This window comes from Anabaena catenula FACHB-362, from assembly GCF_014698735.1.
GTDB lineage: Bacteria > Cyanobacteriota > Cyanobacteriia > Cyanobacteriales > Nostocaceae > Anabaena > Anabaena variabilis_A.
The window spans coordinates 102,729-124,850 of record NZ_JACJTQ010000001.1; the positions used below are offsets into that span (position 1 = coordinate 102,729).

Below are 22,122 nucleotides of genomic sequence, written 5' to 3' on the forward strand. Positions count from 1 at the left end.
CTTTGTAATTTCTCATTCTCAAAAAGCTTAATACTATTATAGGGCAGCGACTATAGTTAATCGCTGCCCCACAAATGTGTTATCTAAAGGCTTGCTTACGCAGGAATCAAGACTGTATCAATGACATGAATAACGCCGTTATCAGCAGCAACATCTGGTGTTGCAACTTTAGCATCATTTATCTTGACACCATTGGAAGCGTCAATTTTTACGTCTGAACCCTGTACAGTAGTAGCTGACTTGAGCTTAACTACATCTGCTGCTAGAACCTTACCTGAAACAACATGATAAGTCAGGATTTTCTTGAGCTTGGGAATATCTTTCAGTAAAGCATCTACCGTACCTGCTGGAAGTTTAGCAAATGCCTCATCAGTAGGTGCAAAAACTGTAAATGGTCCTGGACCTTTGAGAGTATCAGCTAACCCAGCAGCCTTAACCGCAGCAACTAAGGTGTTAAAAGATCCAGCATTTGCAGCAGTATCAACAATATCAGCCATATTTTTTCACTAATTTCTTTACATTTCCTGACAAATCTAAACTTTTTTATAGTGGATTGTATCTATCCTTAGATATGTACCTAAAATCAACTTGTTGATGACAATATTAAGTTGAGAGAATGTAACTTTTGTATTCACCAAATAGTTGATTTAAAAACTCAAAAACTAGTCTGTATCTGCTTTAGGAAAACTTGCAATTCTAGCCGATACCAAATTAATAGTAAACATTTAGTAAACATTCATGATAGTATGTAATACTAAATACTTAGTAAAAATACTAAACATACGACTCCTACTAGTATCTTAGGTAAGAATTTGGGATTTCCTGAGAATAGATACAGCTTTTAACTATAGTTTATTCCCTAATAAAATCTATATGAGCAGCTACAAGCATCTGTGCTTGTCTTAAAACGTTGCTAAATAAATAAGTAGGAATCTGCCAAGCTGCGACTGTTCTTTCTTTAGTAATATCTTGTACGCTAATTGCTATTAATTCATACTCTGATGGCTCTCCTTCAATTGCACCAGACCAAGTAAAAGCTAATAAAAAATCGTCGTATCCAGGTAAGGATGCCACTAAGCACTCTTCTGGTGCTGCTTGACAATTAATCCCGTGTTCATTTGCAAGTGCTACTAATTTCTGGAAATTCTTTGAATTCATCATTTCTCTTGTGCGTTGCATCAACAGCAGCTATAGCAATCCAAATTCAGATTTGAGAAAATACGGAAATTAAAAGTACGTATTTATAAGTATTTCACGCGTCTTCTCTCTTAAGAAGGATTTCAAATTGCTATATTATCAAATTTTCTGGCGGGGTGTGCAAGAATTTCGTCTGCTGAATGACAAAATTTAGGGGTGACATCCCTCCGGTTGCTTTCCTGCACAGAAAACAATCACAAGGCTGTTACCCCTATATATTTTGAGCTTTGAGCTTTTTTCTCAACACTCATTACTAAGCACTTACAGCAGATTGCAGATAAATGAGGTACAGAATCTAAATTAAAAGCCAGACACTAAGCCAGTTTTACTCCTGACTCCTGAACGGCAGTTGCTTTATGCCGGGGAACCCGTCCACCGCACTGCCTCCTCCTGGCTCCTGACTCCTGAATTCTGCTGTATTACTCAGCAGTAACCAATTCAGTGCTACCCTTGGTGCGTTTCCGTGTCATGGCATTGTAAACCATGATGCCAATGGCTTTAATCAAATTACCTTCTAACTCTTGGAACATCTTCATGTTGATACCAAAAGCGGCATTTGCTTCTTCTGTAATGCGATCGCCTGTAGCATCATCTATAGGCATATCATCCAAATTTTGCCGATACTGGGCTTTAAATGCCTTCTCATCGGTAATATCTGCAAACTCATAAAAGGCAGTCCCTTCACCTTCACCCAGCTTCATGGCTGTTTGGGCAATACCTTTGAGAATTTGTCCACCCGATAAATCACCTAGGTAACGGGTATAAGAATGAGCAACTAATAACTCTGGTTCTGTAGCCGAGATTTCCCGAATCCGGTTTACATACGCCTCACCCGCAGGGGATAATTTGATTTGCTCCCGCCAGTTGTAACCGTAATAGTAAGTTAAGTCTTGCTCTAAAGTATGTTTGCGGTTGAGTTGAGGAAAATAAATTTTGCCGACAATGGGGTGATTGCGGTGCTTCTCCATCTCCTCTTCCATAGCCGAGTAGATGAAATAAAAGTTAGCAACTAATTTGCGGTAAGAATTTTTCTCTACCACTCCTTTTAAAAAGCACTTGACAAAACCCACATTTTCTGCCATTGTGTGGGCTTTTTTTGTACCTACACGTAATTTGCTTGCTAAATTGCTGCTCATACTAAATTTATCAACCTTAAAAAGTCAACTGGCGGAATTCTGAATCTACCAATGGCTAAAAAGCGCCATTAAAACGTAACATTAGAACTATTTGATGAGAATTTATATTAAAATTCTTTAAGATACAGAAAATATGTGTTAAATTATACAGACTTTGAATGAGTTTAGATATATTTTTTTGTCTTTATGATTTAAGCAGCTATGATTTACACAATATTCATCGTTAATGATCTATAACTATATGTAAATTTACGTAAGATAGGATCGTTAAACTTAATTGTCATTAAGAAAAGCAATTACAGGCGTACTGTTGAAAAGCGATTTCGTCAGAATTGTTGAACAAAGTCTAACGTGTTATTCTCCGGTGTGATTGTGTGGAGTGTTTAAAAGTATGGTTTCTTCTATAACTCGGACTCAAGGCTGGATTTCTGAGGGTTCTGTTGCTAAATCTGAAGAATTGAGAACAGGTATTGAAAGTAGTTTTGCCCTTAACCCCATTCCCCTACCTGCAAATCCCTTATTTGGTACAGATGGGATTCGTGGAAAAGTGGGAGAATTGCTGAGTGCGCCCTTAGCGTTGCAAGTGGGTTTTTGGGCGGGTATTGTATTACGCAATCATGGGGCTGAAGTTGGCCCAGTGATTGTAGGACAAGACTCTAGAAACTCCAGCGATATGTTAGCCATGGCCTTGAGTGCAGGTTTAACAGCAGCAGGGTTAGAAGTTTGGTATTTAGGGTTATGTCCTACTCCCTGTGTGGCCTATCTTGCCAGCATGAGTGATGCTATCGGTGGAATCATGATTTCTGCCAGCCACAACCCACCAGAAGATAACGGCATTAAACTTTTTGGTGCCAATGGTGCGAAGTTGTCCCCAGCCTTACAGGCAGAAATTGAAGCGGGATTGCGGGGTAAGATATCACCTGGGGCGGTTGTGGATCAATGCGGACGGCATTATTCACGGACAGAGTTAATAGGGCATTATAGTCAGGCGTTGCAACAACCTTTACACCCGGCGGTGAATCTTCAGGGGATGAAGATTGTTTTAGACTTAGCTTGGGGGGCAGCAGTTGGGTTAGCACCGTCAGTATTTCAACAAATGGGTGCAGAGGTGATCTGTCTGCATAATGAAGCAGATGGCGATCGCATTAATGTTAATTGTGGTTCCACTCATTTAGATATTCTCCAAGCAACAGTTAAGCAACATAACGCCGATATCGGTTTTGCCTTTGATGGTGATGCTGATCGGGTTTTAGCTGTTGATAATACGGGCAGAGAAATTAATGGTGATTATATTCTTTACCTCTGGGGTTGTCACTTACAACAAAAGCAGCAGTTACCAGATAACCTAATTATTTCTACTGTCATGGCTAACTTAGGCTTTGAGAAAGCTTGGCAGCAATTGGGTGGTAAATTAATTCGTACTGCTGTAGGTGATCAGTATGTGCAAGCCGAAATGTTACGGACTGGGGGAATGCTAGGTGGTGAACAATCAGGTCACATTCTCTGCCGTCATTATGGCATTACCGGTGATGGCTTGTTAACAGCTTTGCATATAGCTACTGTCGTCAAAGAAGCAGGTGTTTCATTGAGTGAAATGGTAGATCAAAGCTTTCAAACCTATCCGCAACTATTACGGAATGTGCGAGTCTTAGATCGTGAGCGGCGTTTAGAATGGCAAAATTGTCAACCTGTACAAAATGCGATCGCACAAGCTGAAGCCGCAATGGGTGATACAGGAAGAATCTTAGTCCGTGCCTCTGGTACAGAACCATTAATCAGAGTCATGGTTGAAGCTGCTAATGCTGAACTTGCTAACCATTGGACAAATGAATTAGTCTCACAAGTCCAGCAACATTTAGCATAATCGCTAAGTAATATCGTGCTTGGTTAAAGACTTATCATTAGGGAACCGCAGGACGAGTTTTTTTTGATAAGTAATTAAGCGAACATATAATCATTGCTTAATTATGCTCTCTGGTTGATTGTCCTCAGTGTAGTCAGTAATAAGTCAAAGTAATTCGTAATTGATAATAGTGCCTCCCCTACGCCAACGTAATTCGTAGTTGCAATCATTGGGGGCTTGTACCCTCTTAATTACGAATTACGTTGGCGTAGCCTGCTGTAAGCATTATTACGAATTACGAATTAGTAATTATTGATCATGGCAAAAACAAAGCGGAAATCTCAGGGAAAAAAAAAGCAGTCAAAAGCCGAGACTTCCACCCTCAGCCTGAAAGAAGAGTTAGCCCAAAAGCGCAAAGCCGCCCAAGCACGTAAAGAATTTACCAGCTTAATCAGTAAACTTTTAGGAAGCGGTTTATTTTTAGGAATACTGCTGTTTTTCGTCGGTGGCGTTAAAGTAGCAATTCCAGGCGTATTAGGCATAGTGGTGATATCCCTTTCCTACAAATATCCCCGCCATGCTCTATTTGCCTTCGTGATGTACGTACCTTTTGCAGGTACAATTATTTATATGTTGGGTAACAGTCCCATACTCCAATTAGCTAAAGATGCTTTTTATGTGCCAGCAGCGATCGCACTGTGGCAAACTTGCAAAAAACAAAATCAACCCTTCATCGTTCCTAAAGTCATTAAAACCCCACTTTTGATTCTCTTCGGTTGCTCTTTGCTAACCCTGGTGTTCATCAATGGTGGACAGCAGTTAAGCCCATCTGATGGCGACATACCTATAGGGGTGGGAATTCTCGGTTTAAAAGTGTTCTTAGGCTATGTACCCTTAATTAGTTGTGTCTACTATTTAATTCGCAATAAACAAGATTTTATACTGTTATCGCGCCTTCAGATTGTCCTGATACTAATCTGCGGTATCTTGGGAGTTATCCAATATATCCTGCTCACAATTGGAGTATGTAAAGGGACTGTGGGTGTGGTAGGAGATGCCTTATTTAAAGCATCACTAGAAGCTCGTTGCTATTTTGGTGGGGCATTATTATATACTCCTGAACAAGGGGTAATTCGCTTGCCAGGAACCTTTGTCGCCCCTTGGCAATGGGCCTGGTTCTTAATCTCCAGTACCTTTTTTACCTTTGCCACCACTTTTAGTGACAAATCCATTATTTGGCGGCTGATCAGTTTGGTGGCTTTAGCATTAGTTTTTGTTAACGCCGTTGTCTCTGGACAGAGAATTGCCTTAGCTTTAGTACCAGTGTGCTTCGTACTTTTGCTAATATTGACTGGTCAAATTGGCAACCTCAAACGGTTTATTCCACTAGGAGGAGGATTTGCACTGATTTTAGTAGTTGCAATGGCAGCTAACCCTGTTGTTGTGCAAGACAGAATGGATAGTTTCGTTAGTCGGTGGAATGCAGCACCACCTCAAGCATTTATTGTTAACCAATTTGAGGAAAACTGGAAAGATGTTGATACTCCTATAGGTAGTGGCTTAGGTCGAGCCACCAACTCCGCTCGTGTCATGGGTTCAACCAAGTTAGTGGAAACCTACTACCCCAAATTACTCTATGAAGTGGGAATAATCGGAGTTCTGGCTTTTTTAGGCTTGGTTACTAGTATAACAATTGCGGCTTTTAAGGCACATCGCTCAATCAAAAACCCAGAATTACGGACTTATGGTGCAAGTATGTGGGTGTTTATACTGTTTATTAGCTATAACACTTATTACTACCCTCTAGATGTCGATCCAGTCGCTGTCTATTATTGGTTATGTGCAGGAATAGCATTCAAATTGCCAGCAATCGATAAACAACAAAATACCGAAGAGGTAGAAGTCAAACCAACAGGCAGGAAAAAACGTCTGGCTTAAAAATACAACAGGGAATAGGGAATAAGAGAGGTAGATAAGTAGATTGGCGTTAAAAATTGTCGTTGGGATAAGGCAGGGGGCAGGGAGCAGGGAGCAGGGGGAACAAGGGTTTTAGCCTTATTTACTTTTCTTTACACAGTTTGGTTTTATTCTGCCCACCTACTTATGTACAGAATTTTATAAGCGCAAAGCGCAGGCTGCGCCAACAAAAATCAAATAGGAGTCCTATATATGATCCAAATACTCAAAATAAAATACAAAAAAAACAGATTTCATTAGATTGATATAAAAAAAATTAGCAATATTTGCAAGTAGAAATAAATTATTCTCATCAAGATTTTAATACCAGGAGAGGAAAATGGTAAAAGTAGTCATAACAGGTCAAAAACACATCACCGCTCACAACTTACCCCGTAATTCTCGACATACTCTAATTTATCCGAAAAATTTTCCCACAGGCAGATATCCCATCGGGAAACTTTGGGAACCTTTAAGTAGCTTTTTGCCTTGGCAACCTGTATGGAGTGGGTATGATGTAATTCACTCTTTTAATAGAATTATATATACAAATAAACCTTGGTTTGCCACATTTGAAGACCAACGTTCTCTCTATAGAAATCCCAGAAATCGGCAAGAATCTCTAGTTTATTCCTTCTTAAATAATCGTCTAATACTAGACAATTGCCAAAAAATTATCGCTATGTCAGATTTTGCTAAACACAGAATTATCAAGAGGATAGAAGGTTGGGATATATCAGAAAAAATTAAGCAAAAACTAACTGTAATTCATCCTAACGTCCCTGTTAGGGTTAATCATCCTAAAACTTACGACGACAAACAACAACTCCAATTTATTTTTGTAGGTAGTCATATTGCTAGAAAAGGTGGAATTGTTGCCTTAAGATTTGCTAAAAAAGCCGAAAAGTTAGGTTTACCCATTCAGGTAAATATTGTATCTGGACTGGCAATGGGTCAAGGCGTACCAACGGACTTTCCTAATCGAGATAAATATGCTGAAGACTTAAAACTACTGGATTTAAATAATGTTATTTATCATAAAAGTCTTCCCAATCAACAAGTAATGGATTTACTCTCACAAAGTCATTTTCAATTAATGGCAACCTTACAAGATACCTATGGATTTAGCCTGATTGAGGGATTTTCTGTGGCTACACCTGCAATTACAACTAATATATGTGCATTACCAGAATTAATTATTTCCGGGAAAAATGGATATTTTTTAGAATTACCACTCAATGAATCTAGACAATGGAAAAATTGGGTACATGGAGAAAAATTGAAAACTGAGGAATATTGGGAAGTTTTAAATGGTACTTATGATTATTTAGCAGAAGCAGCTTTAGAACAAATTATTAAATTTTTAGATAGAGCAGATAAACAAGAACATTATGAATCTTTAAGCGAGGGAGCATTAGCACAAGCGCAAAACGTAAATAATGCGGAAAAGCAAAATGAGTTATTTGATCATCTCTATGCAGCCGCAGCAGGGTTATACTGAAGTTGGACAATCTTAATTAATACAATTTAAACCATCAAAACCTATGGATAATTACCCTTTAATTTCAGTTGTTATTCCCACATATAGAAGGGAAAAACTTTTGCAAGATAGCATTGTCGATGTTTTAAAGCAAGATTATCCAAATTTTGAAGTTTTGGTAGTAGACCAAACCCAAACTCACGAACCAGAAACTCAAGCTTTTTTGGAGGAAATGTCGGCAGCAGGTAAAATTAAATTGATGCGTTTGGATTGGGCGAGTTTACCAGGAGCGCGAAATTATGCGGTGAGAAGATCACAGGGTGAAATCATCTTATTTATTGATGATGATGTGGAGTTAGAACCTGGATTTTTAAGCGCCCATGTCAAAAATTATTTGCAAAATCCAGAGATAGGGGCTGTTGCGGGGCGGGTTTTTGACAGAATGAAATTAGGTGACTCAGGGGGAAAACTGGAGATTGAATATCTACCCCCGGAAGCAATGGACCCTGGAATTGCTTGGTATCACATTGATTTAGTCCATACTACCAAACCCCAACAGGTACTGACAGCGCGGGGTTGTAATATGTCTTTTCGTAGGGAAATTTTTACTAAGTATGGGCTGAAATTTGATGAGCGGTTTCGCGGTAGTGCGGTGCGGGAAGAATCAGATTTCTGTTTGCGGGTAAGAAAGACTGGGTATAAAATTTGGTATGACCCTGAGGCGCATTTGGTGCATTTAGGGGAAGAGACGGGAGGCTGTCACGATATTAGTATGCGATCGCTAAATTATCAAATCACTTTCTATCACAACCATTTTTTACTGGGGCTGAAAAACCTCACTTTTACCCAGGCTTTACGTCTCTATGGACGTTTATTTGATTGTCACGTTCTCGGAAATCCACCTTGTTATAAAAGTGGTTCTCCGATTAAAGTTGCAACTCGTGGGGTTTTCTATGTTTTGGGTTTTCTGAAAGCTGTGGGTAGTATGATTCAATCACTCTGGAATGATGGACAAATTTACAGTCGGTTAGATCAACAGGTTTAGATTTTTTTATTCTGCAATTAGAATATCATTCTTGTTGGGTGGGCATCTTGCTCACCAATATGGATTAAATGAACCGCGAAGGCGCGTTCGCGTAGCGTCCCGATAGCTTGCGTAGCGACGTAGGAGCTATAGGGATAGAGCGCGAAGGAAGAAGGAAGAAGGAAGAAAGTAGGGTTCTGTTTCGTTCAACATTGTACATTATATTCAAAATTTATCATGAGAATCTTAGTTGCTAGTCATACCTATATTGTAGATTTGAATTGCGAAAAGTTACGCGCTCTATCACGACTACAACCGGGAATTGAAGTTACAGTTGTAGTCCCCAAACGTTGGAAACCAGGTGGAGTACAAAACAAAATTATTGAATCTGAATATCGTGATGAAGGTGCATTTAAAATAGTACCTATATCTAATTTTAGTCAAAATCATCAAGGACTTCTGACTTTTGGGGCTGATTTAATCACTTTGTTGCGAAAATTTCGCCCCCAAATTATTCATGTAGAACAAGGTTCTAGGGGTTTGGCTTATACACAAATGATTATTTTAAATCAGCTATTAGGACTTAAAGCCAAAAATGTATTTTTTACTTGGTGGAATTTACCTTATGAATTAAAATTACCAGTTGCTCTATTAGAAAAATATAATCTTAACAACAGTCACGGCATTATTTCTGGTAATCAAGATGGTGCAGAAGTTTTACGTCAACGAGGATATAATGGAGCAATTAAAGTTATGCCACAATTAGGTGTAGATGAAACTCTTTTTACTCCTCAACCTCAGCCAGAATTAGCCGCTACATTAGGTATCAATGAAGGAGATTTTGTTGTTGGTTTTGTGGGCAGATTTGTACCAGAAAAGGGTTTATTAAGTCTATTGCAAGCATTGATAACTTTAAAAGATCAACCTTGGAAATTACTTCTGTTAGGACGAGGAGAGTTAAAAGATGAATTAATTAACATCTCAGCAGAAAATAATATTCAAGATAGACTGATTATGGTAGAAAGTGTTCCCCATGATGAAGTCGCTAAATATATCAATTTAATGAGTACTTTAATTTTGCCTTCAGAAACTACTTACAAGTTTAAAACCCTAACTGCTGTAGGTTGGAAAGAACAATTTGGTCATGTTTTAATTGAAGCTATGGCTTGCAAAGTTCCTGTAATTGGTTCTGATTCTGGGGAAATTCCTTATGTAATCGGTGATGCTGGTTTAATCTTTCCTGAAGGTGATTCTCAAGCTTTAGCTAATTGTTTGTTGCAATTAATGGAAAAACCTGATTTAGCTGAAAATTTGGGTGAATTGGGTTATCAAAAAGCAATGGTTAAATATACAAATAAGGCTTTAGCACGACAACAGTTTGAATTTTATCAAGAATTGGTTAGTAGTCATTAGTTATTATTATGAAAATATTACATATTATTCCCTCGATTTCTTTAATTTATGGCGGCCCTAGTCAAATGGTAATAGGATTAGCCTCAGCTTTAGCAAAAGCTGGTGAAGAAGTTACCATTCTCACTACTGATAGTAATGGTGATTTTGGTCAAGCACCTCTGAATGTACCTTTAAATCAACCAATTAAACAAGATGGTTATGAATTTGAAATAATTTATTTTCACTGTGCGCCCTTTCGTAGATATAAGTTTTCTCTTGGTTTATTAAAATGGTTAAAAACTCACGCTAAAGAATTTGATATTGCCCATATTCATGCTTTATTTTCTCCTGTTACTAGTGCGGCGGCTACTGTGTGTCGTCAACAAAAATTACCTTATATTTTACGTCCTCTAGGAACTCTTGATCCATCTGATTTACAAAAGAAAAAACAATTAAAACAGCTTTATGTTGAATTGATAGAACGTCGTAATTTAGCGGGTGCAGCAGCTGTTCATTTCACTAGCGAACAAGAAGCCAAAATATCAGAGAGATTTGGGGTAGCTACACAAGATTTGGTAATTCCTTTGGGTGTTTTCCCACCGCAAATAAATCCTGAGGAGGTGTGGAGTAAGCTGGGTATTCCTAGTGATAAACCTATAGTTTTATTTATGTCCCGCATTGACCCTAAAAAGGGTTTAGATTTATTACTTCCCGCATTAGAAAAATTATTAAATGATGGTTTGCAATTTCACTTTGTTTTAGCGGGAACAAATCCCCAAGACCCAATTTATGAGGCTAAAATTCAATCAGAAATCGAAAATTCACCATTAAATTTACACACGACAATTACAGGCTTTGTCACTGGAAAAGTCAAAACTAAGTTATTAAAAGCTGCGGATTTATTTGTTTTACCTTCTTACTACGAAAATTTTGGGATTGCGGTAGCTGAAGCAATGGTAGCAGGAACACCGGTGGTAATTTCTGACCAAGTGCATATATATCAGCAGGTGCTAGATAGTGAGTCTGGTTGGGTGGGGACAACTGATGTAGAATCACTGGTGGAGTTGTTAAAAGCAGCTTTATCAAATCCCCAAGAATGCCAGCGACGGGGGTTAAATGCCCAAAAATACGCTTTACAAAATTTTAGCTGGGATGCGATCGCACAGCAAGTACTTCAAGCTTATCAAGAAATTGTGGTGTGTCAAAAAAATCCCCAAACTTGAAATTTTGTTACAAACCTCGACAGCCCGATGGGATAATCGGTGTTTTATGGCATTATTTCAAAGTAGAATATATATGTTTTTCTAACTACAGGGAATCTCGCATGACTCTCCGTCTTGGTGATACAGTACCCAACTTTACTCAAGCCTCAACACACGGTGACATAGATTTTTACGCATGGGCAGGTGATAGCTGGGTAGTGCTATTCTCCCACCCTGCTGACTTTACACCTGTTTGCACAACCGAATTAGGTACAGTAGCTAAACTGAAACCAGAATTTGATAAACGCAACGTGAAAGCGATCGCTCTCAGCGTCGATGATGTAGACTCCCATAATGGCTGGGTGGGAGATATTGAAGAAACCCAAGGAACCGCCCTCAACTACCCCATTCTCGCAGACGCAGACAAAAAGGTTTCTGACCTTTATGACATGATTCACCCCAACGCAGCTGCAAACATCACAGTGCGTTCCGTCTTCGTTATCGACCCCAACAAAAAACTGCGTCTTAGCTTCACCTACCCCCCCAGCACCGGACGCAACTTTGATGAACTATTGCGAGTCATTGACTCTCTGCAATTAACTGATAATTACAGCGTAGCTACCCCCGCTGACTGGAAAGATGGAGAAGACTGCGTAATTGTTCCATCATTAAAAGATCCCGAAGTTCTCAAAGAGAAATTCCCCAAAGGTTACAAAGAAATCAAACCTTATTTACGCATGACACCCCAACCTAACAAATAATTTCCAGTAACATAAACATTCTTCGTAGGGTGGGTTAGCGACAGCGTAACCCACCATTTTTTATATATATAGCAGGAGTCAGGAGTCAGGAGTCAGGAGTCAGGAGTAAAACCCGCTTGTAGTGGGAGTTTCATTATCAATTGATGTCCTAACCACCCTGTCCACGGCTATATTCACAAACTGATGCACTGTTTTAGCTTAATTTTTGTCTACGTCTTCCTAGTCAAAAATAATTTTTGAATTAGGGACACAAGATAAAACTCGCTTCAAATTACTGCTCCAAAAATTCAGAGGAATCAGCGGAATAATATTGAGTGATTCAGAAAAATTTAAATCCAAATAAAGCTCATTAATAAGTTCTTGATCAAGTTCATCACTATATTCTTCACCCAAAAAGCCCTTTCTGACAACACCCAAGATATAAAGTGGCTGTTCAGGAAAATATTTAAGTGCTTTTTGGACAAGATATGCCTCCTTCATCTGTGGGTAATCTGATAATTTACGAGATAATATTTTGATGATGTTATTTGGTAGATGATGAGGCTTAAATGTGTCTTTAGCATCAATAATTAAACGTTCTTCTTCTGCCAGCAAAGATAACCTATAATTATGATCTCCTCGTTCTCGATATTGATCTGCTAACTCAAAATTCCCCTGTTGTCTCATAAAAACGCGGATTAATTCACAACCTGATGCAATTTTTCTATAATCATATTTAAAGGCAGTTTCAATATAATCAATTCCCTGAACATCTCCTAGTTCTAAGAAAATATTACCAAGCATATAATTAGCATCTGAATGTTTTGGATCAATTTCCAGAACCCCTTGAAGTTGAGGAATAGCTGCTTTATCTCCGACAAAATTTTTTGTTAAACAAGCAAGGTTCCATTGCTTACTAATTTCTAACTTTTGATTATGACTTTGGTTTTCTAAATGTTTTAAACTCATTTGTAATTCTTGATATTGCTCATACCATATATTCCACTGAAAAGACATTTTCTGCTGCCATTCTCTATTCAGGTAGGTAATGCAATTTTCCAAATAGTTACCTAATAATTTCTGAGCAGCATTGATTGTGCGATATTCAGAAATTTTTAATTGTCCTTCACACAATGGATTGTAGCCTAGAAAAGCAAGACGTTCTGATAGACAAGGATGAGTATCCTCATAGTTCGTTCTTTGATCAAGTTCTAAATCAAATAGTTTGGCTTTTTCCTCTAATAAACAACCTTTTTCTAAAGTGCTATAAAGCTCTGTATAAACTTTATTGGGAGTTGAGTTTTGATGATAACTTTGCTTATATAAAGGTTGCCAAAATGACATTTCAAGATGTCTATCAATAATATGAATATTAATTAGAGCTTTAGCGAGATTTTCAGATCCTGTAATTTCTACTGCACAATGATCAGCTTCATATTCGTTCATCCGAGAAAGATAAAATGAATAGCCATATAGAAAAGGGGCATACCAATTTATAAATGTATTAATCATAAATGTAGAACTTTCGCTATATTTTTTGAGATTTTCCCAAACTTGATACCAGGTTTGACGAACTAAATATATTTGACCTTGTAATTGAGAATGGTTACGAGATAGATGTCCCAATTCGTGTGCAAGTATACTCTGAAATTCTTCTAGAGAAAGAGCGCACATTAAAGGTAAACCTAAGATTAAGTAATTATGATGTAATATCAGGGAACTTGGTATTTGAACTACACCAGCATTGAATTCTCCTGTCAATATAATATGATCAAACTTAGGAGCTTTTAGATTGGATGTTAGATTATCAATAAGATAGAAAAGTGCAGGAGCATCTTTATGTATTAGTTTCAAACCTTTTGGCTTCTGAAAGTAGACTTTTAAAGATTTAAATACTGTTAGAGAAATTGAAGGCAATAGTATGCCTAAACAAATAAATACTACGTTAATAATTCCTGCGGATATAGACAATGGAAAAAAGAATCCCAGCCAAATTAGCACCCCAGCAAATACCAGTGGAAGAATAATCAGAGCAATAATGTAGGCATATCCCATGTTAGCAAGCAATTTAAGATAAAACAGATATTTACGAGGATATTTACGAGCAAATTCTTCCGTATTTTTCACAAGATTCTCGAATTGTTCCTGAGTCATGCTCACAATCACATCTCCTCTGTTAATAATATTATTTACTCAACATTAAAGCATCTCAATAATTGAGACTAAATTATCAATTTATTTATTATAATTCTGCTAAAATATTATAAGCATCATTAATTAACCGCATCTTCTCCTGTGCCTGTTTTTGCATTTGTGGTTGATTCACAAATAAATCAGGATGCCATTTTTTTACTAAAATTTTATAAGCTTGTTTAACCTCTGCAAAAGAAGCAGTAGGTTGTAACCCTAAAATTTTATAAGCGCGAGCAATTTTATCTATCTCGACTTGTTTTATTGGCGGATTTTGTGGTTTCTGATTTGTACCCGGTGATTTCATATTAGCTTTTATTTGCGCTATTTCTTGGTCTAGTTCCCAATTCCGAAATTTCGCTTCTACCTCTGCGGGGTTTGGTGGTGGAGGTGGTGGAGTATAAACCTGTTGACGCGGAGGTTCTACCTTTGTTTGAGTATTCCGAGGAGTATTTTCTTTTGGAGGTGTATAAACTTGTTGTTTTAGTGGTTGAGGATTTGCAGATTTAGGTTTATCTTGATAAGGTTGATATTTAGTTGAGATATTCGCTTTCTTTAACTCTGCCAACAACTGATTAAATTCATTTTGCAACTTTTGTAAATCTTCCCTTTGTTGAGTAATTTCTACTGGTTCTTTAGTCGCTTCAAAGTAAATTACTTTAGCGGCTTTTTGTTCATATTCAGCCAAGATAGATAAACCCTGACTACTAAAACGTGATAAATAATTTTCAGCCGCAGCTATACAAATTTTAGCAACTTGTTGATTATAAGAATCTTTAGTTGATTGTTCATCTTGTTTTTGCAAGTTTTTATTTAATAAATAAGAAATACTCCCCACCACAGCAGCACCTACTGGGCCACCCAATAACCAACCAATACCACCTCCAACAGCTAGAGAACCCGGTTCACTTAAATCATTTGGATTAAGATTAGTTTGTTTTTCAGGTAGGGTTAATTGAGGTGCATTGGGAAAAGGAATTTTTAAATCTTCTGGACGTTCTGATTTGAAAAAATCATAAGCTTGATACAGCCATTTAATTACAGAATTTTGTAATTCTGTCAAGTCTTTTTTAAAAGTTCCTGTTTGCCAAGATTGCAAATTATTTTCAGCCAGTGCAACTGCAATGTCAGCTTGATATTTGGCTAATAGATTAGGTAAAGATAACCAATTTTCTAATTCATAAATGCTGGTTTTAAAACCTTGATAAATTAGATTTTGAGCTTTTTGTTTAATTTCTATTCTGGCATTTTCTTTATCATCAAAAGTTTTAATTTCTTGATAACATTTATAAATTTTATCAACTAATAAAGTTTGCAGTTGAGAAGATACATTTTCCACTCTTGGTAAACGCACAGTACCAGAATTTTGTTGTAAAATCCCAACTAGATTTTGTAAAGCAGTTTCAAAAGCAGCTAAACCGCTACTATTCGCAAGCGCAACATCACCTTTTAATCTCGCGCGTAAAGCAGGTAAAGCATCAACTCGATATAAATTACTAAAACCGGGAGGTAAATCAGCGCGAAAACTTTCAGCTACAAATAGTAAACGATTTTGGACTTGTTTTTGTTCTTCCGGTTCGAGTAAATTTAGAAAATTCGCTACAAAAATAACTGTTTTAATATTTCTATCTAATAACCAATCGCGGAGGTTTTCTCTCTCCCCCAACGTCATTAGTTTACGTGCATCTAATAATTGAATAACTAAATCTGTACCTAATAACCTATCTTTTACTAAATTGTCTTGTGCTTCTCTATCATTAGTTCCTGGTAAATCAATAAATTCTATTCCCCGTTCTAAAAAAGGATGGGGACAAAAAACTTCAACAGAAGCAACATCTTTTCGCATCTGTCTATTACCATCTAAAACCGCAAATTGTTGTAAAACTTCTGTACCACTGCGATAGATTTCTGTACCATCTACTAACATAATTCGAGTACGGATAGTTGTACCATATTTAACGGTAATTGCTGCACCTGTTGTGGGAATTAAATCAATGGGTAAGGTACGATTTCCTAACATCGCATTTAGCAATGTTGATTTACCATGATTAAAGGGACCAAATACCGCAATCTGGAAATTAGGATTAGCTAAATAATCACAAATTGAAGTTACATCTTGATGTAGTTGGGAATTGCGATCTAAATTCAATAATTTACAGGTAGATTTTAGAGCATTAGTTAATTCACTATAATCTTGATATTTTTGTTCCATGATGTTGTTTGTCAATTATTATCTACTAATAAACTTATCCCAATTCTATGTAAGGTTGCGATTTATTTACGTAGGGGTAATTCATGAATTACCCCTACAATGTGTAATTTGAGAGAAATCTTATAGACGCATCTTCATACAGAAATGGTATAGCATGAGCAAATCTGATGTTGGGTAACAAGAGCGTCAAACGCCATTCGCCCCAAGCCGGGAAACCCGTCCAAGGCGATGGCTCCCCAACCTACTTTTAATTAGCTATAATAAGCTAATAAGTTGCTGTAAGCAGCTTCGATTTTTTGCAATTGTTCGATAACATTCTCCTGTAAATTCTTAAACCGTTTAAATTCACTCTCTCGATTGATTTCCCGTGTTTTCTTCTGTTGGAGAAGATTATCTAATTCCGATTTTCGAGAAGTAATATCATCATTAATGCGCTGACTTACTTCTTTTTCGTAGGTATTAAAACATTCTTTTACCGCATCATAAACAATGGGAGCTTGTTCATTTGCTACTTGGGGAAGATATTTTACTAATTCTTTTTTCGCAGTTTTTACTAATTCTTTGCGTGCTTGATCTGCTTGTAAAATTCCCACTCCCAAACCTAATAAAGCAAAGCCAATTGGACCAAGAAAAATGCCTGTCACTGCTGTAATCATTCCCCCCACACCAATGACAGTGAAGTAGTTTAAGAGGATGTTTTTCCAATCAAAACCCGCACCAGCTAAAGCGACACCTGCTAAGTTACCTCTAGATAAAGATAACAAACCCATTGCCCATTTTGCCCATCCAGGAGAGTTATCATCTTCTGTGGTAGAATGGGTATTAATATTCACTTTTTGTCCAGTTAATTTTTCGGTGATTTGGTTGGTAACTTGATTGTAAGAAGCACCATATTGTGCAGCGGAATTAGATAATTCTCTAAACCCTGCATTCATGTCTTTTTCAGCAGTTAAAGTCCAAGCAGAAAATTTATCAGTGATATATTGTTCAAAGGCTTTTTGGAGCGCGATGTTAAAAGCGTCTCGTTTTCCACTACTTAAGAAATCAAACAAATTTAATTCTGGTTGATAGCGCAAGAAATCATTTTCAAAGTTATTACCTAAGTTTAAAACATAGCTGCGAAAAGATTCAGATATTCCTCGCGCTTGAGCATCTCTGGTATTGATAATTTCTTTTTGGAATTGATCACGGATATTATTGAGTTTGGTAAATTCAGGTTCAACCGAATCAATCCGTTTTTTCAATTCATCTACATCTTGATCAAGTAAAGGAATCCGTCTGTCAATCGCTTCGCGGGTATGGTTTACAGCTTGTCTAGCTAAGGTTCTGACTTGACGCAATTCTGCGATCGCTCTTTCCCTAGTCAGAAACGTATTTAACGCCCCCATAAACTCAGGAAAGCCAGTGTTACTTAAATCAGCTTGGGGATTTTTTAATCTGCGTCTCAGTGCTTGAATTGAAGAAAGTTCAAACACTCTTTCTTCATAGATATCTTGTCCATCTACAGAACAATATTCAGCTAAATTAGCTTTAAATACTTGTCGAAGTCTAGTTTCTGCTGCTGTCAATTCTTCAATATCATCAGGATCAATTAATGATTCTTTCACCTGATCCCAAGCATTAACCAAAAAGAAAACTGATAAACCTCGTCCTTTGATATAATTCTCTAAGTAACGTCTTTCCCCTAAAGTACAAGGTTGTGAAGCTCGCATGACAAATAAAATTGCATGACAGTTATTCACATATCCTAAAGATAACTCATTCCGGGCTTCTGTGTCATTCAACCCAGGACTATCAACAATTTCAATGCCCTTTTCTAGTAAAGTTAAAGGATACTCAACAACGGCATAATCAACATCAGGAAATGCTTGTTTTTGTTCCTGTTCTAATTTCTTGGCTTCTGCCGGATCAATGGTATATTTATATTTAAAGGTTTGAAAGTCTAGCTGTTGCGGACTTTTGCCATCATTGAAATGAATAGTAACTTTTTTTTCTGCTCCATAGCGTAAAATTGTTAATACTGCTGTGCAGGGATTTACGTCACTAGGTAATAAATTTTCACCAATCAAGGCATTGAGAAACGTACTTTTTCCCCGTTTCATGTCACCTAAAACCAACAGCCTAAATACACCATTTCTGAGATTTTTACTAGCGGCTGTAATGTCTTCAATATCTCTGGTTAAACTTAACTTACCAGAAGAAGTATCTCCAGCTAATTCTGCTTGATTAATAGTATCGGCGATTCGACTTAAACAAATAGAAATTTCAGAACGAACTTGAGAAACACGTTCTAAATCATTGATAAATTTGTCAGTTCCAACTTGATAATTCATGGTGATGACACTTTATTTAGAGTTCTTAATTTTCGATTCCAAGAAAAGCTTGTAAGTCAGAAAAGCCAAAGCCCCAAAAATAACAATTCCCGCTAAAACTGAGGCTACTCGCACTGCAACCAAAGCTGCAACAGCGAAGCCAAAAAATTTCCCACCGAGAATTACTTTTTTTAGCCAAGGTTTTTGAGATTGTTCTGGTTGATGTTTCTGCGTTTTATAAAAAGGTGCATCAATAGCATGGATTTGATCGTCCATTTCTCGCAGTCGCTTTTCTACCTGACGTTGAATTTCTTGATTATGTTCATCGGGAGATTTCATCAGCGTCCACCTTGTTTAGGACATTATTTAGTATATTGTATTGTAATTTACGCCAGGAATTGAAAACAATAGTACAATCACTGTTGCTATCCTATTACTGGAGTAAATAAACAAGGTAATATTACCATTGCTGCATCTAGTTTAGATTCAATATTTTGTACTTGCTTTTCGGAAATTGTCGGTAACAAGATCGCAATAGGATGGAGATTAAATGTCAGAATTTGATAGCGAAGCGCTGCTGCAAGCAGATCGGGAAAAACTCAGGTAGATTCAACATGGATATCAAAAATGGATTTGTCGGCACGATTGGCAACACACCACTAATTCGCTTAAACAGTTTTAGTGAAGAAACAGGTTGTGAAATCTTGGCTAAAGCAGAATTTCTCAACCCTGGTGGTTCAGTGAAAGATCGGGCTGCACTTTACATTATCGAAGATGCAGAAAAAAAAGGACTTCTCAAACCTGGTGGGACAGTAGTAGAAGGAACTGCGGGTAATACGGGTATTGGATTAGCGCATATATGCAACGCTAAAGGTTACAAATGCTTGATTATTATTCCCAACACCCAATCCCAAGAAAAAATAGATGCTTTGACTACTTTGGGTGCAGAAGTTCGTCCTGTTCCGGCTGTACCTTACAAAGATCCTAATAATTACGTCAAACTATCTGGTAGAATTGCGGCGGAAATGGAAAACGCAATTTGGGCTAATCAGTTTGATAATTTAGCCAATCGTCTCGCCCATTATGAAACCACCGGTAGAGAAATTTGGCAACAGACCGACGGTAAAATAGATGGTTGGGTAGCGGCGACTGGTACAGGTGGTACTTATGCTGGTGTAGCAATGTACCTGAAGGATCAAAATCCGGCGGTTAAATGTGTTGTTGCTGACCCATTGGGTAGCGGACTATACAGCTATATCAAAACTGGTGAAATCAAAATCGAAGGTAATTCCATTACTGAAGGTATTGGTAATAGTCGCATTACCGCCAATATGGAAGGCGCACCGATTGATGATGCCATGCAAATTGATGATCCAGAAGCGTTGCGTGTTGTTTACCAGCTATTAAGAAAAGATGGCTTATTAATGGGTGGTTCGACGGGAATTAATGTAGGTGCGGCTGTGGCTTTAGCTAAACAATTAGGCCCAGGACATACTATTGTCACTATCTTGTGTGACAGTGGTTCTCGCTATCAATCACGGATATTTAATAGTGAATGGTTAGCGAGTAAAGGATTAGTGATCAATTAGAAGTTTTTACCTATCGCCACTATTGGGTGGCGATGCTAAAACTTTATTTTAATTGAGTTTTGCTGTGAGAAAAAGTCAGAAATAAAATTATTTCTACCAATGGATAAACATCTCTTAGCATCTAGGTTACAACCTTAAATAATTATGGACTTTGAATTTGATCCTAACAAAAGTGCAATTAATAAAACCAAGCATGGCATTGATTTTATTGAAGCGCAGAAACTTTGGATAGATGTAAATCGGATTGAAATTCCAGCCCGTACCGAAGATGAGGCTCGTTTTTAGTCATTGCTAAGATTGCTGATAAACATTGGTCAGCAGTCATTACTTATCGTAGTGATAAAATAAGAATTATTTCAGTTCGTCGTTCCCGTAACGAAGAGGTAAGTATTTATGAAAGCTGAAGAATTTGATGCAAAGTTTGACAACGATGAAGACATCACTGAATTCTTAGATTTATCTCAAGCACGTCGTCCAGGTTATGAACAAAAACGAATTAATATTGATTTCCCGATTTGGATGATTGAAGCCTTAGAACATGAAGCCAAGCGTTTGGGTGTGACTTCTGATTCTATTATTAAATTGTGGCTGGCTGAACGTCTTGATAAAAAAGTTACTAGTGGGTAAACACAGTAAAAATTTGGATATTTTTAGTGAATTAACATCAAAAAAATGTCAAATGTCCCAACCCAGAAAAAACCTCTTCCTAATTGTGTGCAAGTATGTCAACATCGTACTTGTAGAAAACAAGGTGCAGAGGAAGTTTTAGCCGCTTTACAAGCTTTACCTGTATTTAATGTGACAGTTACAGCTAGTGGCTGCTTAGGTCAATGTGGTAATGGTCCAATGGTGCTAGTCTTACCAGAGATGGTTTGGTATTGTGGAGTTAAACCTCAAGAAATACCGCGACTGGTAGAACAACATTTATTAGGTGGTAAAAAAGTTAAATATATGCTTTATTATCGGTTTCATCCCCAGGGATAAAGCTAACTGAAAATACATAAATTCTGTAATTTGCTGTAAATAAAGCGAGGGAATTAATGGATATTCAACAGCTACGTCAATCATTAAAAATGAAGTGGCTGAGTTACTGCGAAGAGAATCGTTTGTGGCTGGTTAAAATGCGAATTTGGCACTCCTATGATGGTGTCAGACGACCTTCTTCTGGTTATATTTTAGCCACTTTATCTATTTTAGAACCTGAGTTGAAAAAAATCCTCCCTTTTCTTCTAGAGTTAAATAATAATCCGGATCAAATAGTTGCGGCTTTAGGTCTTAACTTCAATCCTGAAGAAGAGTTACGTTTATTAAAATCACAGCATTATCTAGCTAAAAACCAGGTAGTTAGTAAGCCTCCAGCCAAGAGTCAGGTTGCAAATACATCAATACAAAAAGAACACAAACAGGTGTTATTGAGAATTACCACAAATGTGGACCAAAAGCCCGAATCTGTGGCGGTGGGTGCGGTAACTACATCAGTTAATCACCATTCTCCAACCAAACCGCTTTCGGAAATGGGACGGGAACAAATACTTAAGCAAACTGATAAGACGCTCCGCAAACCTGACGCTTCAGCGCTGGCGCTATCGCTCTCAACAACTACAACAGTTCCTCATCAAACCAAAGCTGTGCCTTCCCTATCAAGAGTTAACAAACCCAATCACAACCCTCAATTTATGAGCATTCCAGTCAAACAAGTTGCTCATATTTCACCTACCAGTCATGCCCGTAGTTTACCTTCTTGGATAGATGAATTTTGTCAAGGTGTGAGATGGGAACAGGACGAAACAATTACCCGCAAATTTTGACACTCCCCTGGCTAAAGCCGTTCGCGTAAGCGTCTCGCTAG

General features: G+C 37.5%; 19 protein-coding genes. 12 read left to right on the forward strand and 7 right to left on the reverse strand.

Going from position 1 to position 22,122, the window contains the following annotated elements:
* Positions 1-95 precede the first annotated feature (95 nt).
* From H6G68_RS00515 to H6G68_RS00525, 3 genes are all read right to left on the reverse strand, one after another.
* On the reverse strand, positions 96-497 hold the full coding sequence (locus H6G68_RS00515; protein ID WP_190904871.1) for a fasciclin domain-containing protein: 402 nt from the start codon (positions 495-497) through the stop codon (positions 96-98).
* Positions 498-852: 355 nt separating this feature from the next.
* Positions 853-1,161, reverse strand: coding sequence for a hypothetical protein (locus tag H6G68_RS00520; RefSeq protein ID WP_190904872.1), 309 nt, complete (start codon positions 1,159-1,161; stop codon positions 853-855).
* Between the two features lie 455 nt (positions 1,162-1,616).
* Positions 1,617-2,333 carry a biliverdin-producing heme oxygenase gene (locus H6G68_RS00525; RefSeq protein WP_190904873.1) on the reverse strand — a complete coding sequence of 239 codons (717 nt, stop codon included), beginning with the start codon at positions 2,331-2,333 and terminating at the stop codon, positions 1,617-1,619.
* Positions 2,334-2,724: 391 nt separating this feature from the next.
* Here H6G68_RS00525 and glmM point away from each other — a divergent pair, with 391 nt between their 5' ends.
* From glmM to H6G68_RS00560, 7 genes are all read left to right on the forward strand, one after another.
* Positions 2,725-4,197: a phosphoglucosamine mutase gene (glmM, locus tag H6G68_RS00530; protein ID WP_190904874.1), complete on the forward strand. Its 1,473-nt coding sequence runs from the start codon at positions 2,725-2,727 to the stop codon at positions 4,195-4,197.
* A gap of 297 nt (positions 4,198-4,494) precedes the next feature.
* The gene (hpsL, locus tag H6G68_RS00535; protein ID WP_190904875.1) at positions 4,495-6,114 is read left to right on the forward strand and encodes a hormogonium polysaccharide biosynthesis protein HpsL; all 1,620 of its coding nucleotides are present in this window, start codon (positions 4,495-4,497) and stop codon (positions 6,112-6,114) included.
* Positions 6,115-6,472: 358 nt separating this feature from the next.
* A complete protein-coding gene (locus H6G68_RS00540) occupies positions 6,473-7,633 on the forward strand; it encodes a glycosyltransferase family 4 protein (protein ID WP_190904876.1) in 1,161 nt (386 codons plus the stop codon).
* A 43-nt stretch (positions 7,634-7,676) separates the two neighbouring features.
* The gene (gene hpsN / locus H6G68_RS00545) at positions 7,677-8,657 is read left to right on the forward strand and encodes a hormogonium polysaccharide biosynthesis glycosyltransferase HpsN (protein WP_190904877.1); all 981 of its coding nucleotides are present in this window, start codon (positions 7,677-7,679) and stop codon (positions 8,655-8,657) included.
* A 216-nt stretch (positions 8,658-8,873) separates the two neighbouring features.
* On the forward strand, positions 8,874-10,049 hold the full coding sequence (gene hpsO / locus H6G68_RS00550) for a hormogonium polysaccharide biosynthesis glycosyltransferase HpsO (protein ID WP_190904878.1): 1,176 nt from the start codon (positions 8,874-8,876) through the stop codon (positions 10,047-10,049).
* Between the two features lie 8 nt (positions 10,050-10,057).
* Positions 10,058-11,251: a hormogonium polysaccharide biosynthesis glycosyltransferase HpsP gene (hpsP, locus tag H6G68_RS00555; protein WP_190904879.1), complete on the forward strand. Its 1,194-nt coding sequence runs from the start codon at positions 10,058-10,060 to the stop codon at positions 11,249-11,251.
* 101 nt (positions 11,252-11,352) lie between these two features.
* On the forward strand, positions 11,353-11,991 hold the full coding sequence (locus tag H6G68_RS00560; protein ID WP_190904880.1) for a peroxiredoxin: 639 nt from the start codon (positions 11,353-11,355) through the stop codon (positions 11,989-11,991).
* A gap of 219 nt (positions 11,992-12,210) precedes the next feature.
* Here the strand turns inward: H6G68_RS00560 and H6G68_RS00565 are convergent, their stop codons facing one another.
* The 4 genes from H6G68_RS00565 to H6G68_RS00580 all read right to left on the reverse strand — a co-directional run bounded on the left by H6G68_RS00565 (position 12,211) and on the right by H6G68_RS00580 (position 19,023).
* Positions 12,211-14,124: a M48 family metallopeptidase gene (locus H6G68_RS00565; protein ID WP_242045103.1), complete on the reverse strand. Its 1,914-nt coding sequence runs from the start codon at positions 14,122-14,124 to the stop codon at positions 12,211-12,213.
* A gap of 88 nt (positions 14,125-14,212) precedes the next feature.
* Complete coding sequence (locus H6G68_RS00570) at positions 14,213-16,372, reverse strand: dynamin family protein (RefSeq protein ID WP_190904882.1); 2,160 nt, start codon at positions 16,370-16,372, stop codon at positions 14,213-14,215.
* 251 nt (positions 16,373-16,623) lie between these two features.
* Complete coding sequence (locus H6G68_RS00575; protein ID WP_190904883.1) at positions 16,624-18,705, reverse strand: dynamin family protein; 2,082 nt, start codon at positions 18,703-18,705, stop codon at positions 16,624-16,626.
* A gap of 12 nt (positions 18,706-18,717) precedes the next feature.
* Positions 18,718-19,023 carry a hypothetical protein gene (locus H6G68_RS00580; RefSeq protein ID WP_190904884.1) on the reverse strand — a complete coding sequence of 102 codons (306 nt, stop codon included), beginning with the start codon at positions 19,021-19,023 and terminating at the stop codon, positions 18,718-18,720.
* Positions 19,024-19,298: 275 nt separating this feature from the next.
* On the opposite strand from H6G68_RS00580, the gene H6G68_RS00585 reads away from it, so the two are divergent.
* From H6G68_RS00585 to H6G68_RS00605, 5 genes are all read left to right on the forward strand, one after another.
* Complete coding sequence (locus tag H6G68_RS00585) at positions 19,299-20,273, forward strand: cysteine synthase A (protein ID WP_190904885.1); 975 nt, start codon at positions 19,299-19,301, stop codon at positions 20,271-20,273.
* 144 nt (positions 20,274-20,417) lie between these two features.
* Positions 20,418-20,558, forward strand: coding sequence for a BrnT family toxin (locus H6G68_RS26990; RefSeq protein WP_242045086.1), 141 nt, complete (start codon positions 20,418-20,420; stop codon positions 20,556-20,558).
* Between the two features lie 108 nt (positions 20,559-20,666).
* A complete protein-coding gene (brnA, locus tag H6G68_RS00595; RefSeq protein ID WP_190904886.1) occupies positions 20,667-20,900 on the forward strand; it encodes a type II toxin-antitoxin system BrnA family antitoxin in 234 nt (77 codons plus the stop codon).
* Positions 20,901-20,945: 45 nt separating this feature from the next.
* The gene (locus tag H6G68_RS00600) at positions 20,946-21,257 is read left to right on the forward strand and encodes a (2Fe-2S) ferredoxin domain-containing protein (RefSeq protein WP_190904887.1); all 312 of its coding nucleotides are present in this window, start codon (positions 20,946-20,948) and stop codon (positions 21,255-21,257) included.
* A 56-nt stretch (positions 21,258-21,313) separates the two neighbouring features.
* Positions 21,314-22,081, forward strand: coding sequence for a DUF5331 domain-containing protein (locus tag H6G68_RS00605; protein ID WP_190904888.1), 768 nt, complete (start codon positions 21,314-21,316; stop codon positions 22,079-22,081).
* The last annotated feature ends 41 nt before the right edge of the window (positions 22,082-22,122 follow it).

Excerpts from the sequence above, each read along its gene's own strand:
- H6G68_RS00515 (WP_190904871.1), bottom strand. The coding sequence starts at position 497 with ATGGCTGATATTGTTGATACTGCTGCAAATGCTGGATCTTTTAACACC.
- H6G68_RS00520 (WP_190904872.1), bottom strand. The coding sequence starts at position 1,161 with ATGATGAATTCAAAGAATTTCCAGAAATTAGTAGCACTTGCAAATGAA.
- H6G68_RS00525 (WP_190904873.1), bottom strand. The coding sequence starts at position 2,333 with ATGAGCAGCAATTTAGCAAGCAAATTACGTGTAGGTACAAAAAAAGCC.
- glmM (WP_190904874.1), top strand. The coding sequence starts at position 2,725 with ATGGTTTCTTCTATAACTCGGACTCAAGGCTGGATTTCTGAGGGTTCT.
- hpsL (WP_190904875.1), top strand. The coding sequence starts at position 4,495 with ATGGCAAAAACAAAGCGGAAATCTCAGGGAAAAAAAAAGCAGTCAAAA.
- H6G68_RS00540 (WP_190904876.1), top strand. The coding sequence starts at position 6,473 with ATGGTAAAAGTAGTCATAACAGGTCAAAAACACATCACCGCTCACAAC.
- hpsN (WP_190904877.1), top strand. The coding sequence starts at position 7,677 with ATGGATAATTACCCTTTAATTTCAGTTGTTATTCCCACATATAGAAGG.
- hpsO (WP_190904878.1), top strand. The coding sequence starts at position 8,874 with ATGAGAATCTTAGTTGCTAGTCATACCTATATTGTAGATTTGAATTGC.
- hpsP (WP_190904879.1), top strand. The coding sequence starts at position 10,058 with ATGAAAATATTACATATTATTCCCTCGATTTCTTTAATTTATGGCGGC.
- H6G68_RS00560 (WP_190904880.1), top strand. The coding sequence starts at position 11,353 with ATGACTCTCCGTCTTGGTGATACAGTACCCAACTTTACTCAAGCCTCA.
- H6G68_RS00565 (WP_242045103.1), bottom strand. The coding sequence starts at position 14,124 with ATGACTCAGGAACAATTCGAGAATCTTGTGAAAAATACGGAAGAATTT.
- H6G68_RS00570 (WP_190904882.1), bottom strand. The coding sequence starts at position 16,372 with ATGGAACAAAAATATCAAGATTATAGTGAATTAACTAATGCTCTAAAA.
- H6G68_RS00575 (WP_190904883.1), bottom strand. The coding sequence starts at position 18,705 with ATGAATTATCAAGTTGGAACTGACAAATTTATCAATGATTTAGAACGT.
- H6G68_RS00580 (WP_190904884.1), bottom strand. The coding sequence starts at position 19,023 with ATGAAATCTCCCGATGAACATAATCAAGAAATTCAACGTCAGGTAGAA.
- H6G68_RS00585 (WP_190904885.1), top strand. The coding sequence starts at position 19,299 with ATGGATATCAAAAATGGATTTGTCGGCACGATTGGCAACACACCACTA.
- H6G68_RS26990 (WP_242045086.1), top strand. The coding sequence starts at position 20,418 with ATGGACTTTGAATTTGATCCTAACAAAAGTGCAATTAATAAAACCAAG.
- brnA (WP_190904886.1), top strand. The coding sequence starts at position 20,667 with ATGAAAGCTGAAGAATTTGATGCAAAGTTTGACAACGATGAAGACATC.
- H6G68_RS00600 (WP_190904887.1), top strand. The coding sequence starts at position 20,946 with ATGTCAAATGTCCCAACCCAGAAAAAACCTCTTCCTAATTGTGTGCAA.
- H6G68_RS00605 (WP_190904888.1), top strand. The coding sequence starts at position 21,314 with ATGGATATTCAACAGCTACGTCAATCATTAAAAATGAAGTGGCTGAGT.